Annotated in this window: 18 protein-coding genes; 1 reads left to right on the top strand and 17 read right to left on the bottom strand. The window is 38.0% G+C overall.

What is annotated here, in order from left to right; translation table 11 throughout:
• Positions 1–4 precede the first annotated feature (4 nt).
• A complete protein-coding gene (locus tag ACFSFW_RS04170) occupies positions 5–367 on the bottom strand; it encodes an Asp23/Gls24 family envelope stress response protein (RefSeq protein ID WP_388035470.1) in 363 nt (120 codons plus the stop codon).
• Between the two features lie 272 nt (positions 368–639).
• On the opposite strand from ACFSFW_RS04170, the gene rpmB reads away from it, so the two are divergent.
• On the top strand, positions 640–828 hold the full coding sequence (gene rpmB, locus ACFSFW_RS04165) for a 50S ribosomal protein L28 (protein WP_010282529.1): 189 nt from the start codon (positions 640–642) through the stop codon (positions 826–828).
• An 83-nt stretch (positions 829–911) separates the two neighbouring features.
• Here rpmB and spoVM read toward each other — a convergent pair whose 3' ends face one another.
• The 16 genes from spoVM to ACFSFW_RS04085 form a co-directional block, all read right to left on the bottom strand.
• Positions 912–992 carry a stage V sporulation protein SpoVM gene (spoVM, locus tag ACFSFW_RS04160; protein WP_010282530.1) on the bottom strand — a complete coding sequence of 27 codons (81 nt, stop codon included), beginning with the start codon at positions 990–992 and terminating at the stop codon, positions 912–914.
• Between the two features lie 255 nt (positions 993–1,247).
• Entirely contained in the window at positions 1,248–1,895 is a 648-nt protein-coding gene (gene rpe, locus ACFSFW_RS04155; RefSeq protein ID WP_388035468.1) for a ribulose-phosphate 3-epimerase, read from the bottom strand.
• A gap of 2 nt (positions 1,896–1,897) precedes the next feature.
• Positions 1,898–2,782, bottom strand: a complete 885-nt coding sequence (gene rsgA, locus ACFSFW_RS04150; protein ID WP_304215713.1) for a ribosome small subunit-dependent GTPase A — start codon at positions 2,780–2,782, stop codon at positions 1,898–1,900.
• Between the two features lie 74 nt (positions 2,783–2,856).
• On the bottom strand, positions 2,857–4,827 hold the full coding sequence (pknB, locus tag ACFSFW_RS04145; RefSeq protein ID WP_388035464.1) for a Stk1 family PASTA domain-containing Ser/Thr kinase: 1,971 nt from the start codon (positions 4,825–4,827) through the stop codon (positions 2,857–2,859).
• A 4-nt stretch (positions 4,828–4,831) separates the two neighbouring features.
• Positions 4,832–5,581 (bottom strand): Stp1/IreP family PP2C-type Ser/Thr phosphatase, encoded by a 750-nt coding sequence (locus tag ACFSFW_RS04140; protein ID WP_388035461.1) that lies wholly within the window; start codon positions 5,579–5,581, stop codon positions 4,832–4,834.
• 4 nt (positions 5,582–5,585) lie between these two features.
• Positions 5,586–6,680, bottom strand: a complete 1,095-nt coding sequence (rlmN, locus tag ACFSFW_RS04135) for a dual-specificity RNA methyltransferase RlmN (protein ID WP_388035458.1) — start codon at positions 6,678–6,680, stop codon at positions 5,586–5,588.
• A 5-nt stretch (positions 6,681–6,685) separates the two neighbouring features.
• Positions 6,686–8,029 (bottom strand): 16S rRNA (cytosine(967)-C(5))-methyltransferase RsmB, encoded by a 1,344-nt coding sequence (gene rsmB, locus ACFSFW_RS04130; RefSeq protein WP_388035455.1) that lies wholly within the window; start codon positions 8,027–8,029, stop codon positions 6,686–6,688.
• A complete protein-coding gene (gene fmt / locus ACFSFW_RS04125; protein WP_388035453.1) occupies positions 8,016–8,969 on the bottom strand; it encodes a methionyl-tRNA formyltransferase in 954 nt (317 codons plus the stop codon). The genes rsmB and fmt overlap by 14 nt, the downstream gene beginning before the upstream one ends.
• A gap of 8 nt (positions 8,970–8,977) precedes the next feature.
• A complete protein-coding gene (gene def, locus ACFSFW_RS04120; RefSeq protein ID WP_099363055.1) occupies positions 8,978–9,451 on the bottom strand; it encodes a peptide deformylase in 474 nt (157 codons plus the stop codon).
• 183 nt (positions 9,452–9,634) lie between these two features.
• On the bottom strand, positions 9,635–12,049 hold the full coding sequence (gene priA, locus ACFSFW_RS04115) for a primosomal protein N' (RefSeq protein WP_388035450.1): 2,415 nt from the start codon (positions 12,047–12,049) through the stop codon (positions 9,635–9,637).
• Complete coding sequence (gene coaBC, locus ACFSFW_RS04110) at positions 12,046–13,248, bottom strand: bifunctional phosphopantothenoylcysteine decarboxylase/phosphopantothenate--cysteine ligase CoaBC (protein WP_388035448.1); 1,203 nt, start codon at positions 13,246–13,248, stop codon at positions 12,046–12,048. The genes priA and coaBC overlap by 4 nt, the downstream gene beginning before the upstream one ends.
• 57 nt (positions 13,249–13,305) lie before the next feature.
• Positions 13,306–13,539, bottom strand: coding sequence for a DNA-directed RNA polymerase subunit omega (gene rpoZ, locus ACFSFW_RS04105; protein ID WP_304215730.1), 234 nt, complete (start codon positions 13,537–13,539; stop codon positions 13,306–13,308).
• The gene (gene gmk, locus ACFSFW_RS04100; RefSeq protein WP_099363059.1) at positions 13,540–14,157 is read right to left on the bottom strand and encodes a guanylate kinase; all 618 of its coding nucleotides are present in this window, start codon (positions 14,155–14,157) and stop codon (positions 13,540–13,542) included.
• A 12-nt stretch (positions 14,158–14,169) separates the two neighbouring features.
• Positions 14,170–14,433 carry an extracellular matrix/biofilm regulator RemA gene (remA, locus tag ACFSFW_RS04095; RefSeq protein ID WP_010282579.1) on the bottom strand — a complete coding sequence of 88 codons (264 nt, stop codon included), beginning with the start codon at positions 14,431–14,433 and terminating at the stop codon, positions 14,170–14,172.
• A gap of 60 nt (positions 14,434–14,493) precedes the next feature.
• Positions 14,494–15,369, bottom strand: coding sequence for a YicC/YloC family endoribonuclease (locus tag ACFSFW_RS04090; RefSeq protein ID WP_388035443.1), 876 nt, complete (start codon positions 15,367–15,369; stop codon positions 14,494–14,496).
• A 393-nt stretch (positions 15,370–15,762) separates the two neighbouring features.
• Positions 15,763–18,453 (bottom strand): calcium-translocating P-type ATPase, SERCA-type, encoded by a 2,691-nt coding sequence (locus ACFSFW_RS04085; RefSeq protein WP_388035441.1) that lies wholly within the window; start codon positions 18,451–18,453, stop codon positions 15,763–15,765.
• Between the last annotated feature and the right edge of the window lie 208 nt (positions 18,454–18,661).

Here is an 18,661-nt window from a genome sequence, read left to right as displayed (position 1 = left end):
CTTCTTATGGGTTCGTTACACGAACTCCTTGCACGTAAATATTAACCGAACTAACAGCAAGTCCTACTGTTTGGTCTAATGTATATTTCACCTTTGATTGAACATTGTGGGCAACCTCAGAAATTTTCGTGCCATAACTTACGATTATGTACATGTCGATATGTACTTCGTCATTTTCTTGACGAACAACAATACCACGGGCAAAATTTTCTTTCCGTAAAAGCTCAGTAATACCATCTTTAATTTGCTTTCGAGACGCCATTCCAATGATTCCATAACAATCGATAGCAGCTCCTCCAGCAACTGTTGCAATTACATCGTTCGATATATCAATTTGTCCGTATTTCGTTTTTAATTCAATGGACATGCAAGTCTCCCCCTTTATAATTGTTCACCTTGGCTACAGTCATTTTACTATAACATTACAGATTTTTAAAGTAATTCATCAGGTTGGCTCATGTATTCATTACCTTTTATTATATAGCTTTACCGAAATTCTATGTCTTGACAAGTATTTTTCCTTTAAACCCACGTTAAGAAGTATTGCAATATCCGATTTTGTATGATAAATTATATAAGTATTTCTATGAAGAAAGCGATATGTATGATTGTTGCTGTGCAAGTTAGGAGGGAAATAGAATGGCACGTAAATGTGTAATCACAGGTAGAAAAACTACTACTGGTAATGCTCGTTCCCATGCAATGAACGCTTCAAAACGTAAATGGGGAGCTAACTTACAAAAAGTTCGTATTTTAGTTGACGGTAAACCAAAACGCGTATATGTTTCTGCAAGAGCATTAAAATCTGGTAAAGTAGAACGCGTGTAATAAAGAAAGACCTTTAGCTCTTACAAATGTGTAAGAGCTATAATTTTTGCCACAAAAAAAGGCACCTAAGGGCGGTGCCTCTTTTATCCTTTTTTAAATGATCCTAACATGGCACGGACAATACCACCTAAGAACTTTGGCAACTTAATCGTATAAAATTTCATACTTTCCCTCCTCAATGCAAATATCCACGTACTTTCATTGAATTCATACAGTCTACTTTATAATATTATTCAAATGAAAAAAAATAGTACCATAGTACATACATATAAATAAAAGCATTTTCTTTTATCCTACTTAAAACATTCATATGCCCTTTTGATAAAAAAAAGTACAATTCAATCTATTTTTTCATTTCGAAAACATAGTATGCCTTGTTAAAAGAGTATGAAAAAAAAGAGCAGACATTCTGCTCTTTTTTACATATTACGGATTTTTTCAATTGCTGCTTTCCGATCCACTTGATTGTATACAGCTGATCCAGCAACTAAGACATTAGCACCAGCCTCGACACAAAGCCTTGCTGTTTCTTCATTGACTCCTCCGTCAACTTCAATTTCAACATTCAAGTTCTTTTCTTTCACCATCCTGGCAACTTCCTCAATCTTAGGAAGCACGGAATGAATGAATTTTTGCCCTCCGAATCCAGGGTTCACTGTCATTAGTAACACTAAATCAATATCCTCAATAATATGCTTAATTGTATCTACAGGAGTTGCAGGATTTAATACAACTCCAGCTTTTACGCCATGAGATTTAATTAATTGAATGGTACGATGAAGATGAGGGCATGCCTCGACATGTACCGTTATAATGTCAGCTCCTGCGTTAGCAAAAGCAGAAATGTATTGATCAGGGTTTTCAATCATTAAATGAACATCCAATGGCAGTTTAGTAATTGGTCGAATCGCCTCTACAATTAACGGACCAATTGTAATATTAGGAACAAAGTGACCATCCATGACATCTACATGAATATAGTCTGCTCCTCCATTTTCGACATCCTTAATCTCTTCTCCAAGCTTTGCAAAATCAGCTGAAAGAATGGATGGTGCAATTTTGATCATTCTTAGTACCTCGGCTTTCTATCCTTGATTTCTTCAAAAAAACTCACATAATGGTCATATCGGAATTGCGCAATACTACCATCCTCTATACCCTGTCTAACAGCGCATTTCGGCTCAGAAATATGGGTGCATCCTCGAAACTTACAATTTGCTCCTGCATCATAAATTTCTGGAAAGCAGTATGAAAGTTCATCTAATTCGATTGTCAAAAATTCCAACGAACTAAAACCGGGTGTATCTGCGACAAGGCCACTACCAACCTCAATTAATTCAACATGCCTCGTTGTGTGCTTTCCTCGACCTAAAGATGATGAAATTTCATCCGTTTTCAATTCAAGATCCGGTCGTAGCGTATTCAATAATGAAGATTTTCCAACCCCTGATTGCCCCGCGAAAACCGAAATCTGATTATCCAGTAAAGGCAGAAGCTGGTCCAGACCTTCACGTTCCTTCGTTGAAGTTAACAGGACATGATAGCCCACTTCTCGGTAGATTTTTGCATACTCCTGAATCTCCTGTAACAACTCATTAGAAATTAAATCCGTTTTACTAATACAAATAATAGGTTTTATATCGTTGGATTCAACTAAAACAAGAAAGCGATCTAACAACAATGGACTGAAATCGGGTTTAATTGCTGAAAATACCAAGATGGCTTGATCAACATTAGCAATCGGAGGCCGTACTAATTCATTTTTCCGTTCTAGTACTTCTAAAATATACCCATCTGTTTCGTTTTCTGCTTGAAAAACAACATGGTCTCCCACCAATGGAGTAATTTTATTTTTACGAAATACCCCTCTACCACGACATTGAATCAGTTCACTGTTTTCACCTTGGACATAATAAAATCCGCTTAATGCTTTAATAATTTTGCCTTCTGGCATAGTTTCACTCCTTGTTTCATTTCATTCGTCACGAATATGTCAGGTAGATTAAAATTCCCTATACCTTTTGACGCCTATTGTTCTGGATACGGAATTTTATCTCGCTGATCTAATACTCCATTTATTAAAACCATGTATTCGGCAGTTTCACCTGGGTTAATCACAAAGGTAAGTTCTACTGAACGTTTTTCCTTGAGTTCAAAATCATCATAAACCTTGTTGATGTTATTATTCGCATCCTGAATATAAATTTCCACTAACTGCGGGCTTTCCTCTTCATCCGGCGTATAATCAATCGTTATCGTGCGTTTTTCTTCTTTTGGCTCCTTGGGCTCAGGACCTTTTGACATGATTACTTTTACCTTAGCACCCTTTGTTAATTCAGCACCTGCTGCAGGAGTTTGAGAAATCACCTGGCCAGCAGAGATTTCATCCGAGTATTGCTCTTCAGCAGAGTCAATATTCAAACCAGTACTATTCGCATATTCAGCGAGTGCATTTGCAGGGTATTTTGTTAAATCAGCAAGTTTAATAGTTTCAGGTCCTTTACTAATCGTAAAAGTTACTTCTGTTTCTTCTGGTACAACCTCTTCTCCTTCATCAATTGATTGGCTAAGAATTGTTCCTTTGGCACTGTCAGAAAATTCTTCTTCTGAAAACACAGCTAAATATTTTTCTTTATCAATTAATTTCTCTTTTACTTCCTCGAAATCCTTACCGACATAGTCCTTAAAAGCCACTTTCTTTTTACCAGTACTTTCATATAAATCAATTGTGGCGCCTTCCTTAACCGAATCTCCTGCTTCAGGATCAGTACGAACAATATAGCCTTCTTCTACTTCTTGGTCACTAATTTCAATCGTGTCACCAATCGTAAATCCAGCTTCCTCCAATTTGTTAACAGCTCGATCGTAAGTCATGTTTGAAACATCTGGAACTTCGACATCCTTCGGTAAAAACAAGGCTGGAAAAATCGTTACTGCAGCAACTCCAGCAGCAAGAATTAAGAAAAAGATGATGGCCAGAGAAACTAAAAGCTTATTTTTCTTTTTCTTCTTTTTCTTTGGTTTTGGTTCGTCCTGATCAACTGATTTTGAGTTCTTTTGAGAATCTCTCACCATTGTTTCAGCACTTTTTAATGGACTATTATCCTTAATGATTGGAATCGCCTTTGTAACTTCATCATCCATATCAGGGATCACGAATTTTTCTTCATTTAATCTGTTTGGAAATAACACAGTTTGCAAATCCTCTTCCATCTCTTCAACTGAATCATATCGATGAAATGGATCTTTTGCAGTTGCCTTTAAAATAACATTCTCAACACTCTGTGGTATGGTCGCATTCCATCTTTTTGGTGATGGGGTATCTGATTGAAGATGCTTTAAGGCGATAGATACCGCTGATTCACCTTCAAAAGGTACTCGACCTGTCAATAATTCAAACATCACGATACCTAGTGAGTAAATATCTGACTTTCTAGTAGACATTCCACCCCGCGCTTGTTCTGGTGATAAATAATGAACCGAACCAAGTACAGAGTTTGTTTGAGTTATTGTTGTTGAACTTAGCGCAACTGCTATCCCAAAATCTGTTACCTTAACCGTTCCATCGTGATCAATTAAAATATTTTGTGGTTTGATATCACGGTGAACAATTTGATTTTGATGGGCATGTGTGATTGCAGAGGTCAACTGCAACATAATATTAATCGCTTCTTTTGGATGAAGCGGTGCATTTCGTTGTATGTATTGTTTCAAAGTTTGGCCAGGAACATATTCCATTACAATATAATAAATGTCCTCTTCTTCACCAACATCATAGATACTTACAATATTTGGGTGTGCCAAGCTTGTAGCCGCATGCGCTTCTCTTCTAAATCGCTTGATAAATTCTTCATCATTGGAGAAATCTAAACGAAGTACTTTAATGGCTACGTCTCTTTCAAGAATAACATCTCGTGCAAGATAGACATTGGCCATCCCGCCTCCACCAATAACCTCGAGAATTTTATATCGACCACTTAATCGTCTTCCAATAAGCATAGGGTTATTCTCCCTCACTTTCAGGTGTGTAATCGACGATTACGAGTGTGATATTATCTTCTCCACCATTATCATTGGCTAATTGGATAAGTTGTTCACTCTTGTTTTCAATACTTTCGTCACTTTCTAGAATGCTTTTTAATTCAGCCTCGGGTACTTTATTTGATAACCCATCAGAGCAAATTAAGAGCATGTCCCCTTCATCTAAAATAAGGGTTTTCAGGTCCATTTGCACATGTGTTTCAGTTCCTAACGCACGTAAAACGACATTTTTACGTGGATGATGCTCTGCATCTTCCTTCGAAATATGGCCAGATCGAACAAGTTCATTGACTAATGAATGATCCTCGGTAATTTGTTGGAACCCATGACTGTTTAGAACATAACAGCGGCTATCTCCAATATGCGATACAGTTGAGAACAACTCTGTACAAATAGCAGCTACAACAGTCGTTCCCATACCTTTGCATTCATCATTTTCCTGTGAATGTGTATACAGGTTTGAATTTATTTTAGAAATATGCTCTTTTAACCACTCTTCTGCTGATTCGGATGTCGCGATCTTGTCAACTTGCTCCCAATAAGACCGTAGCTGGGATGTTGTCATACTACTCGCAACATCACCAGCTCGGTGACCACCCATTCCATCAGCCACTACTGCTAATACTTGTCCTGCTTTGTTATGGTATACACCACAGCTATCCTCATTGATTTGTCTTACTTTTCCCCGGTTTGTCAAAAAGAACGACCTCATATGTTCACCTCGTCTCCTCTTTACGCTCCTTTGCACGTAATTGACCACAGGCCGCATCAATATCATGACCTTGTTCACGTCGAATTGTCACATTCACACCATGCTTCTTTAATGTCTTTTCAAATTCAAAGATTTGCTCTCGCGGTGTTCGAACATAATCGCGCTCAGGAACATAATTGACTGGAATTAAATTCACATGACACTTAATTCCTTTTAGTAGCTCTGCTAGTTCTTCAGCATGTTCAACTTGATCATTGACTCCGCCAAACAACCCATATTCAAAGCTAATTCTTCTCCCTGTTTTATCAATATAATAACGTACAGCTTCCATTAAATCAGGTAGTTTATATGCACGATTAATCGGCATTAACTTACTTCTAATTTCAGTATTAGGTGCATGTAAAGAGATTGCAAAATTTATTTGTAATTTTTCATCTGCAAACTTATAGATTTTTGGAATGATCCCACTTGTTGAAACGGTAATATGACGAGCACCAATATTTAAACCTTTATCATGGTTTATAATTTTTAGGAATGAAAGCATTTGATCGTAGTTATCAAATGGCTCTCCAATACCCATTATGACCAAATGGCTTACACGTTCACCTAGCTCATCTAGTGCTTTTTGCACCTTTACAACTTGAGCCACAATTTCGCCAGCCTCTAAATTACGTTTAAGTCCTCCTAACGTTGAAGCACAGAACGTACAACCAATGCGGCAACCAACCTGTGTAGTTACACAAATAGAGTTTCCGTAGCTATGTCTCATAAGCACTGTTTCAATCGAATAGCCATCATGAAGTTCAAATAAAAACTTCATTGTACCGTCAGCTGATGTTTGCTGAATGATTGTTTTAAGGGTCGTAATTGTAAAATGCTCAGCTAGCTTTTGTCTTAATGAAGTTGAAAGGTTCGTCATCTCGTCAAATGTTGTAACACGCTTCAAATAGAGCCATTCAAAAATCTGATCTCCACGAAATTTCTTCTCTCCATTTTCGATGAGCCAGTTTTCAATTTCCTCTAATTGAAGTGAATAAATTGATGGTTTTGAACTCGGTAAATTTTGTTTTTTTCTTCTCGTTGTTTGTACTTCTTCCAATTACATTACACCTGCTTTCTTAATCTTGCAATATAAAATCCATCCGTACCAAAATAATGTGGATAAAGCTGGAGCTGTCCATTTTTAATATAAGGTTTCACTATTTCAGGAAGATCATTTTGCATTGTTTCATCTAGTATAAAATCGGGATTTTGTTCTAGAAAGGTTTTAATTACACCTTCATTTTCTTCGTAATCTATTGTACATGTGCTATACACGAGTATACCATCTTTTTTTAATAAAGATGAAACCTCTGTTAGTATGTCTAACTGTATTTTTGCAAGGTTATGATTGTCTGATACCGATTTTGTATATTTAATATCCGGTTTTCTTCTTATAACACCAAACCCTGAGCACGGTGCATCCACAAGAATTTTATCAAACATTTGACTTTCAAAGATTTCCCTTGCTTTTCGACTATCATGAGCTTTTGTCTCAACATTTTCAATCCCTAAACGTTTTACTGCTTCATTAATCAATTTTATTTTATGCTCATGAAGATCAAGTGAGTAAACCTTGCCCGTGTTTCCTAGTAATTCGGCGATATGTGTTGTTTTACCACCAGGTGCCGCACAGCTATCGAGGATTTGTTCACCTTTTTCAACACCGAGTGCTCTTGCAACAAGCATTGAGCTTTCATCTTGGATCGTAAAATATCCCTCTTTAAAGGTCTTTGAATGAACCAAATTCCCACGAACAGACTTAATCGCATCAAGAGACACATCACCTTCGACAGCTTCAATATCTTCTTCTTTTAGCATATGAATAAGCTTTTCTCTCGTTGTCACCAAATTATTAACACGTCCTGTTTGCTCCGGTGGGGTACAATTCACTTCACACATTTTCCGGGTTTCTTCTATTCCAATTTGTTGGGCCCAACGTTTGACAAGCCAAATAGGGTGACTGGTTTCAATAGCTATTCTTTCAACTTCATCGGTAATTTGGTTTAATGAAGGCAAGCCTTCTCGTTGAATGGAACGTAAAACACCATTCACCAGCGAAGCTGTACCTTTATGCCCTCTTTTTTTGGCGATTTCGACTGCCTCAAAAAAGATAGCTCGTTCAGGTACTCGGTCTAAATAAATCATTTGATATAAGGAAAGTCTTAATAAGATTTTTACCCATTGATCGAGTTTTTTACTCTTTTTTAAAAACGGGGCTAAATAAAAATCCAATGTATCACGGCGTTGAATTGTTCCGTATACAATCTCTGTAAGTAAACCTACATCCTTTCCTTTCACCTCATGCTTTTTTATCATTTGGTTTAAAAGAAGATTGCTATATGCTTGGTTTTTTTCAATTTGCAATAAGATTTCAAGTGCAACATTTCGAACATTAGTTTTCGTCATTTTTGTCTCCTAGCTGAGTTCCCACCTGTATAGTCGACCCCATCAGGAATTGCTCTGCACTCATCTTTTTCTTACCGGCAGGCTGAAGTTGGGTGATTTTTATAAAAGTAGTATTCCCAGTCGAAACAATAAACCCATCTTTTTCGATTGAAACAACCGTTCCGCTCTTTGCAGAAGTTGAGGAAGGTACCTTTTGGCCCCACCATATTTTCATTACATCGCCATTTAAAGTAGTGTAAGCAACTGGCCATGGGTGAAGTCCACGAATATGGTTGTATATATCCTCTCCATCTTTTGTCCAGTCTATCTTTTCCTGTTCACGTTTAATATTTGATGCAAATGTTGCCTTAGAATCATCCTGTTTAATTGGTGTTATTTTACCTGCTAAAAGCAAAGGAATCGTTTCAGATAATAGCTTTGAACCTGCAACACTTAATTTATCATGTAAAGAACCTACATGGTCTGTATCTAATATTGGAATTTCAACTTGAGTTAAAATATCCCCTGCATCCAGCTTTTCAACCATATACATGATCGTAACACCTGTTTTTTTCTTCCCCTGGAGAATGGAATAATGGATTGGTGCACCACCTCTAAGCTCAGGAAGTAAGGATGCATGTACATTAATACAACCAAACTTAGGTGCATCCAATAATTCATTAGGGAGAATTTGTCCGAAAGCAGCAGTTACGATTAAATCAGGTTCATAACTTAGAACTTTTTCAATTTCTTCTTTTTCACGAATTTTATTTGGTTGTATGACTGGAATATTGTGTTTTAATGCCTCTACCTTTACAGGAGGAGGGGTTAAAACTCTTTTTCTACCAACTGGTCTATCAGGTTGCGTTACAACAGCAACAACTTCATATCCATCTTCTATTATTTGACGTAAAACAGGTACTGAAAAGTCTGGAGTACCCATAAATACTATACGTTCCATGTAATTACCTACCCTTCAATTTCTCCTTCTTCATAATAACGGTTCACCTTCGAAGTAAATAATATACCGTGGAGATGATCGATTTCATGTTGAATCGCACGGGCCAAGAATTCTCTTGCCTCAATTATGTATGTTTTCCCTCTTCGGTTCTGCGCTCTAACCTTCACGTAATCATTGCGCGTAACTTCACCAAAAAGGTCCGGAAAACTGAGACAGCCTTCTGGACCTACCTGTTCACCTTTACGTTCAAGGATCACGGGATTAATAAGTTCAATAAGTCCGCTCTCGTCTCCGATATCAACGATTGCGATTTGTTTTGCAATTCCAACCTGAGGGGCAGCTAAGCCAACACCGTCCGCCTCAAGCATTGTATCATACATATCTTTAATTAGTTTTGACAATTTCCGGTCAAAGGTGGTCACCTTTTCACATTCTACCTCTAGTATTTCATTAGGGTATTTAACAATTGGTAATACTGACAAATGTGTTCCTCCAACATTCTACTTTTTTATATGTCTAGCTTTAGGCGCCATCGGCTCGAGTCATAACAATCGCTTCTGAAGGTAAAAAGCACCTTCTGTCAGCGCTCGTCTTATGCTTGTCGCCGAGAAGCGGGCGCGCTTATCGCTTTTCTACTAGTCTCTCTCTTTTTTCACAACTTTAAACTACATCATAATATATGGGTTTAAGTCAATTGATAATGTAAGTGAGTTTTGAGAAATTTCTCGTTGATAACGATCTAGTATTCCTTTTAAAAGCTTATTAAGATTTGGCTCATTTTTGTATTTTATCATGCATTGGTATCGATATCTATTATTAATCCGAGCAATCGGTGAGGTAACCGGCCCTAGGATGATGGATTGATTAGATAAGGACTTTCGTAAATAGATTGCAATCTTCTCGGCAACATCCACCGTTTTCGTTAACTCTGGATGTGTCACGGTTACTAATGCGAGATAATAATAAGGTGGATAGGCATGAGCTTTTCTGATTCTCATTTCATTTTGATAGAAGGTGTCATAATCATGATGACTCGCGAGCTCTATACTATAGTGCTCAGGAGTATAACTCTGAATCACAACCTCACCTGGCAACTCATGACGTCCCGCTCTTCCACTAACTTGTGTCAGAAGCTGAAACGTTTTTTCGGATGAGCGAAAATCTGGCAGGTTAAGCATGGTATCAGCCGTTAATACACCAACTAATGTAACATTTGGAAAATCTAATCCTTTTGCAATCATTTGTGTACCTAATAAAATATCAGCTTTTCGATCACCAAATTCTTTTAATAACTTCTCATGGGCACCTTTTCGGCTTGTTGTATCTACATCCATTCGAATGACCCTTGCTTCTGGTAACACCTTAGCAAGTTCTTCTTCCACCTTCTGAGTGCCTGTTCCAAAGAAGCGAATGTGCTCACTTCCACACTCTTGGCAAGTATTAGGCATGAATGTTTCGTAACCACAATAATGGCATTTTAAACGGTGATGTGTTCTATGATAGGTTAGCGAAATTTCACAATGTGGGCAATTTGCGACATATCCACAATCCCTGCACATAACAAACGAGGAATGTCCACGCTTATTTAAGAATAAAACCGATTGTTCATTTCGTTCAAGTCGCTCTGTTAATTTTTCAAATAAAGAGCCTGAAAACATGGAGCGATTACCATTGCGTAATTCCTCGCGCATATCGATGATTTCAACACTTGGTAGTGGCCTTTGATTAACTCTTTCCTTTAATGTTACAAGCTCATAAACATTCTTTGAGGCTCGCGCGAATGATTCAAGCGTCGGTGTCGCACTTCCTAAAATAACAGGAGCATTATGGAGTTGCCCACGAAAAATTGCAACATCTCTCGCGTGATATCTTGGATTGTCTTCCTGTTTATAGCTGGATTCATGTTCTTCATCAATAATGATGATTCCGAGATTCTCAAACGGAGCAAAAATAGCAGATCTTGCCCCAACTACAACACTAACTTCCTTACGGTAAATCTTTCGCCATTCATCATATTTCTCTCCGATTCCTAGGCCACTATGCATTACAGCAACCCGAGAACCAAATCGACCCTTAAAGCGACTCACCATTTGTGGGGTCAGAGAGATTTCTGGCACAAGTACAATCGCTTCTTTACCTCTTTTTAAGACTGCATCAATTGCCTGCATATAGACCTCGGTCTTCCCACTTCCTGTAACACCGTACATTAAAAACACCTTATGAAGAACATCCTCAATTGAGGAAAGAATCGGAGAAATCACGTTTTGTTGTTCAGTTGTTAGTGGCATTGGTGTAGTCTGCTCAAAATGCTTGTCCGCATATGGATCACGGTATACCTCAACATTTTTTTCTGAAAGAAGGCCCTTTTTGACCATTGTTCGAATCGTGCTATCCGTCACACCAACCTTCTGTATAAGTTCTTTTAAAAAGATTGGTTTATTGTCCTTTAAAAAATAGTCTAGTACATCTTTTTGTCTTTTAGCAGTTGCAGGAAGTTCGTGGATTATTTTTTCAGTCTCATCTGCTGAAATCGAAAGCTGCACCTGCTTCATTGTCTTCTTGTTACTACGATTTTTTACTTTGTAGACAACTTCAAGGAGGCCTTTTTTTATATCCTTTTGGTAAATATGTAGTAAATCATTTTTTTCCGCATCTTCCCAGTTCACCACATCATGTTGGATAAATGAAGCTTGTATAGCTGGATCCAATTCACTTCTGTTAGAAGGTTCAAGTAATCTTATTTCTTTTTCATATTTCGCCCGCATGGCTGATGGAAGCATCGCTTGTAACGCAGAGATTGTAAAACAAAGCGTTTTTTCTGTTAACCATTTCCCAATATGAAGAAGCTCCTCGTTCAGGGCAGGTGTAAGGTCAAGCAAGGAATGAATTTCCTTTAGCTTTTTCACTTCTCCCTCAGCTGATAGGCTCATAACAAATCCCTGCACTTTGCGGGGACCAAATGGAACAACGACCCTCATACCAGGTACGACGATGTCCTTCCATTTATCAGGAACTTGATAATCATAGGTTTTATCTGTTTGCATTGCCGGAACATCGACGATTATGCTTGCGATTTTCATTTAGTCTCGCCATCCAAGAGTTTTTTCACTTCTTGAAGAATTGCTTTTGCAACTTCAAGTTTAGTCATCATCGGCAAATCTTTTTGTGTCCCATCCTTCTTATAAAGCGTTACTAAATTTGTATCTGTACCGAAACCTGCCCCCTGTGTCGTCACATTATTTGCAACGATCATGTCAAGGTTTTTCGAGGTAAGTTTGCGTTTTGCATATTCATCTATATTATCTGTTTCAGCAGCAAACCCAATTAATAATTGATGATTCTTTTTTTCTCCTAACGTTTTTAATATATCGGTTGTTCTTTCTAGTTCTAGTACAAGGTCACCCGTTTTCTTTTTCATTTTTCCATCATAGACTTGCTTTGGACGATAATCCGCAACAGCGGCAGATTTTATGACAATATCACTTCGTTGATAGTGGGACATCACTTCTGTAAACATCTCTTCTGCAGATTCAACTGAAATCATTCGAACATTAGGTGGAACCAGAAGATTAGTCGGTCCAGAAATCAAGGTTACTTCTGCTCCCGCTTTACCTGCAGCCTCTGCAAGAGCATACCCCATTTTACCGGTTGAACGATTTGTGAAAAATCGGACAGGGTCAAGTTTCTCACGTGTGGGCCCAGCAGTTATTAAGACCTTTTTACCATGTAGTATTGGTTTTTCAGAAAAATGAGCAGTAATAAGTTCAACAATTTTTTCAGGCTCTTCAAGGCGTCCTTTTCCAACATAACCACATGCCAAATACCCTTCAGAAGGTTCAATAAATTGATATCCATCCCGAGCTAAGATCTCGATATTTCGTTTTACAGCAGGATGATCATACATATGGACATTCATTGCAGGAGCTATCCATACAGGGACAGTAGTTGCAAGCAATGTTGTCGTGATCATATTGTCTGCAATTCCATTTGCGAGTTTGCCGATTATATTTGCTGTTGCAGGTGCAACTACAACTAAATCGGCCCAATCTGCAAGATCAATATGTGCAATAACTGCAGGATTTTTTTCATCAAATGTATCAAAATAAACATCATTCCTTGACAATGCTTGGAATGTTAATGGAGTAACAAATTTCATAGCAGATTCGCTCATGATTACTTTTACTTGAGCTCCTGCTTGAGTCAGCTTGCTTGTCAAAGCTGCCGCCTTGTATACCGCAATCCCACCACTCACGCATAGTAATATTTTTTTATTTAGCACTTGAATCCCCCATTTCTTAAAAAAATAACAACCTACATGAGAGGTTGTTATTTTTGGTTATTCAGTAATTGTTGGTGTTGTATCAACGTCAGTTTTATTATCAGTCGAATAATAAAGTAAACCGGCATCAATTTCTTCTAATGCTTTACCAACTGATTTAAAGGATACAGGCTTCTGTACCATTCCATTATTCTTCTCTTGCATTTCTCTTGCCCTTTTTGATGCAACAGTTACAAGTGTATACTTGGAATTCAATTTATTTAATAATGAGTCAATAGATGGATTTAACATTTAAAAATCACCCTCCAGCATTTTTTTATAGCGTCTTGACACTCGATCTCTTCGACAATGTTCAGCCGTTACAATTGCATTAATTCGATCGCACGCAAGTTCTACTTGATCATTTTCAACGACATAATCATAAGCGTCCATCATTTCAATTTCTTCTTTTGCTACCTTCATTCTGTTAAGAATTAAATCATCAGTTTCAGTACCCCTCGTTACGATCCTGTTCTTTAATTCCTTCAAACTTGGCGGCGCTAAGAAAATGAATAACCCCTCTGGAAATGCTTTTCTTACTTGAAGTGCACCTTGCACCTCTATTTCTAGAAAGACATCTCTACCATCCTGTAAGGTTGACTCCACATAGTCAATTGGGGTTCCATAATAATTTCCTACATATTCTGCCCATTCTAGAAGCTTGTCATTTTTTATTAATTCCTCAAACTCTTCTTTCGATTTAAAGAAGTAATCTACACCATCTACTTCTCCCTCGCGCGGTTTTCTCGTCGTCATCGAAATGGAGTATTGAAATTTTGTATCAGGCTGAGAAAAAATAGCTTTTCGAACAGTCCCTTTCCCGACACCAGATGGACCTGATAAAACAATTAGTAAACCTCTTTCTTTCATTCGTTCTAATACCTACCCTTCGTCTGTTAGCTCATCTTCTTTTGATAGTCTTTGTGCAACCGTCTCTGGCTGGACTGCGGATAGTATAATATGGTCACTATCCATAATCATAACCGCACGGGTTCTTCTTCCGTATGTAGCATCAATGAGCATTCCTCGATCACGAGCGTCTTGAATAATTCGTTTAATCGGAGCAGATTCGGGACTCACAATCGATATAATTCTGTTGGCCGAGACAATATTCCCGAATCCGATATTTATTAATTTGATTTGCACGTAAACTCCCCCAATAAGTACCCCTCTATTTTTGCCGTGATAATGGCTTTATAATCAAGCTTATTCAATATTTTGAACTTGCTCTTTTATTTTCTCTAGTAAACTTTTTATCTCCACTACATGTTTAGCAATCGTAGGATCATTCGCTTTTGAACCGATTGTGTTGGTTTCCCTATTCATTTCTTGAACGATAAAATCGAGTTTTCGACCAATAGGTTCATTCGTACTTACAGTTTCTTTAAACTGACTAATATGACTTTCGAGACGGGTCAGTTCTTCACTGATATCAGCTTTTTCCGCAAATAGAGCAACCTCCGTGAGGATACGATTTTCATCAAATTCATTCCCCACATATTCTTTGATCCTTTTTTCAATTCGATCCCGATACTGAGTAACCACAATTGGTGCATATTCTTTAATAGTATGTACATTTTCTACAACTAGGTCGAGAAAAGAGAAAATCACTTCGATTAATGTCTTTCCTTCAGCTTCCCTCATTTGTTTTAATTGGAGTGTAGCACTTTGAATCACCTCAAGGACCGTTGATTCCAGTTCATTATTCTCCATTTCCTTCTCTTCAATAGAAAGAATATTATCGTTTGAAAGTAGCTGCTGTGAAGTAATTTGATCACTAAGTTGGTATTTTTCTTGGATGACTTTGGTTGTTGAAACGAGCTCTTCTAATAAATCCCAGTCAATGGAAATTGCTTTCGTGACTAGTCCTTCACCTTCAATATTTAAAAAAACTTCGACGCGTCCTCTTTTTACATGCTCTAATATCGCTTTTTTTATTTTATCCTCAAGAAACAGTAGTTGTCTAGGTAATCTTATATTGATTTCACAGAATCGATGGTTTACAGATTTCAGTTCTACATGAACGGTGTAGCCATCCAATTCCTTATTGGCACGACCATAACCTGTCATACTTGCTATCATCTTTTCACTTCCAATCTAACATAAAAGAGACATTACTTTATAGATAAAATTTCTTCATTCTATACTTATTTTACCATTGTTTATTAAAATCGAATAGTTTTTAACTTTAATCAGCAGAAGTCTCCCACTTTTTTAAGTGGGGGGATGAATGCATACAGAGTGTACAATTCAATCGTGGTCCAACCTCCGGCTGAATAAAGTTAAGCCTCCGTCGGATGCCACAGATTTTCAAAGGTAAATTTTCGAGCAAGCTCGAAAAAATCTGGGCGCAAATACGCCAAGGCGTATTTGAAAGCATTTCAACAAAAAAAAAGAAAAAAGGTAATAGAGTGTATCCTCCATTACCTCATGAATTATAACATAGTTTTATAACTAAAATCCAAGTCTTACACTTTATGCACGAGCTGTGGAACGCTTGTTTGTTAATAATGATCCTGCTAAAAGGAATGTTGGAATTGCTGACATTCCTATAACTAGCAGCCAATCTCTTGGTTCAATAGCAAATGTCTTGAAGACCGGTTGTAATGGTGGATAGTAAATTACAACTAACATTAATACGATAGATGAGATAACCGCCCATACTAAATACATATTTTGGAATGGATTCCGGTGGAAAATAGACCGCTCACTACGACAATCAAATACATGGATAAGTTGAGCCATTACAAGTGTTGCAAATGCAATGGTTTGGGCATATCCAAGATTGCTTGGGTCCCTATGATAGACAACCATAAAGGCAGCTAGGGTTGCTATCCCAATTAAAAAGCCACGGCTGACAATTTTCCAACCCAAGCCTCTTGCAAAAACCCCTTCTTTTGGATGGCGTGGGCCATGTTTCATCAAATTCCCCTCTGGTTGATCAAGTCCAAGCGCCATCGCTGGTAATCCATCCGTTACCAAGTTAACCCAAAGGATTTGGATTGGTACAAGTGGTAATGGTAAGCCCATTAGCATCGCAAATAACATAACAAGTATTTCACCCACATTAGAAGCTAATAAATATCGGATAAATTTTCTAATATTTTCATAGATATTTCGTCCTTCTTTTATTGCTGCTTTAATCGTCGCAAAGTTATCATCAAGTAAGACTAAGGATGATGCTTCTTTTGCTACATCTGTACCTGTAATGCCCATCGCAATTCCGATATCGGATGCTTTAATCGCCGGCGCATCGTTTACACCGTCACCTGTCATCGCAACAATATGTCCTCTGCTTTGAAGAGCTTTAACGATTTTTAATTTATGTTCAGGTGACACCCTTGCATATACATATACATCATCGACGATCTCCTCTAGCTCTTCCACATCCATTTTCGAAAGAGCATATCCATCTAACACTTTACCCCCTGGAGGTAGAATGCCAAGCTGTGTAGCAATCGCTTTTGCTGTAATAAGATGGTCTCCTGTTATCATAACCGTCTTAATGCCAGCATCTTTACACTCTTTAACGGCATCTTTTACTTCCGGTCTTGGTGGATCGATCATTCCTTGAATCCCAATAAAGGTTAATTCGCTCTCGGCTTCGCTTTCCGACACTAACTTTTGATTAGGCCGTAATTGTTTAAAGCCAACTGCAATCGTTCGAAGTGCATCCGAAGCTAAGCCCTCAATCGCGTCCTTAATCTCATTCTCGTACCCTGCTGTTAATGGCTGTTGTTTATTATCCCAAAGGACCGATTTACTAACACCTAGTAATACGTCTGGTGCACCCTTTGTAACAACAAATTGATTTCCAGCTCTATCTTTTACAATGACACTCATCATTTTTCTTGCAGAATCAAATGGGAACTCCTCAACAATATCAAATTGCTCTACTAATAATTGATTTGTAAGTCCCGCTTTAATACCTGCAACAAGTAATGCTCCTTCAGTCGGGTCTCCATCAAGGATAATATCATCATCCTTCTGCTTTAATGATGCATTATTACACAACACTCCAAAAGTTAATAATTGTTGAAGAGTCTTATGTTCTGATGGTTTGATTTCTCTATCTCCCGAGAAAAACTTCCCATCTACATCATAGCCTGTACCGGTAACAGACCAAGTTTTGCCACCAGACCAAAGATGTGTAACCGTCATTTTGTTTTGAGTCATTGTTCCAGTTTTATCTGAGCATATGACCGAGGCACAGCCCAAAGTTTCAACAGCAGGCAAGCGTCGGACAATTGCGTTCTTCTTAATCATTCTTTGAACACCTAAAGAAAGCGCAACAGTAACAATTGCCGGCAATCCTTCAGGTATTGCAGCAACAGCCAATGAAACTCCTGCTAAGAACATTTCATAAAGCTCATGTCCATTGATAACACCTACGACTACAACTAAGAGAGTTAAAATTAAGGCAACGGTAATTAAAATCTTACCTAATTGCTCCAACCTTCTTTGCAATGGAGTGATCATCGCTTCGGCTGATTGAAGGAGTTCTGCAATTTGGCCCATCGCTGTATTCATACCAGTTCCTACTACGATACCTACACCACTACCACGTGTAACCATTGTACCCATAAATGCCATATTTTCTTGGTCACCAAGTGATACATCACCATCACGAATCGGTTCAACATGCTTTGTAACAGGAACAGATTCCCCTGTAAGTGCGGATTCTTCAATTTCTAAGCTTTTCACATCAATTAAACGTACATCTGCACCAATACGATCACCACTGGTGAATTTAATGATATCCCCTATAACGAGTTCCTTTGAAAGAACACGACCCCATTCATTACTTCGAAAAACATTCACCTGTGGTGCAGAGAGTTCCTTTAAAGCTTGAAGCGATTTTTCTGCTTTTCGTTCTTGGAAAAAACCTAAAAATCCATTAATTAAAACAATAGCCATAATTGCGATAGCATCAATGTATTCCCCTAACAACCCGGAAATCAAGGTTGCGGCAAGTAATACAAGAACCATAAAGTCCTTAAACTGAGCTAAAAAAAGCAAAATTGCTGAAGGGCGTTCTGCTTCCTTCAATTCATTATATCCAAATTGCTTTTGTCGCTGCTTTACTTCTTGGTCGGAAAGACCATGAGAAAGGCTTGTATTAACTTTTTTTTCGACCTCTTCTGATCTAAGCTCATACCACTTCATCCGTCTTTTACACACCCCTCACATTAAATCATAATCAAATGCGCCTTGGCGTATTTGCCGCCCGATTTTTTAGGCCCACACGATGTGGGTCACAAAGACGTTGCCACAGGACGTGGCGTAACTGTAACTAGTCTTTGATCTTATGCTCGAAAAATTACCTTTGAAAAATCGTGGCATCCGCCGGAGGCTGAATTACTTCATCAGAAGT

It is taken from the genome of Ferdinandcohnia salidurans (assembly GCF_042680725.1).
GTDB classification, from domain to species: Bacteria; Bacillota; Bacilli; order Bacillales; family Bacillaceae_L; genus Ferdinandcohnia; species Ferdinandcohnia salidurans.
The sequence above is the reverse complement of the archived record's forward strand: the minus strand, read 5'-3'. Positions and strand labels throughout refer to the sequence as shown.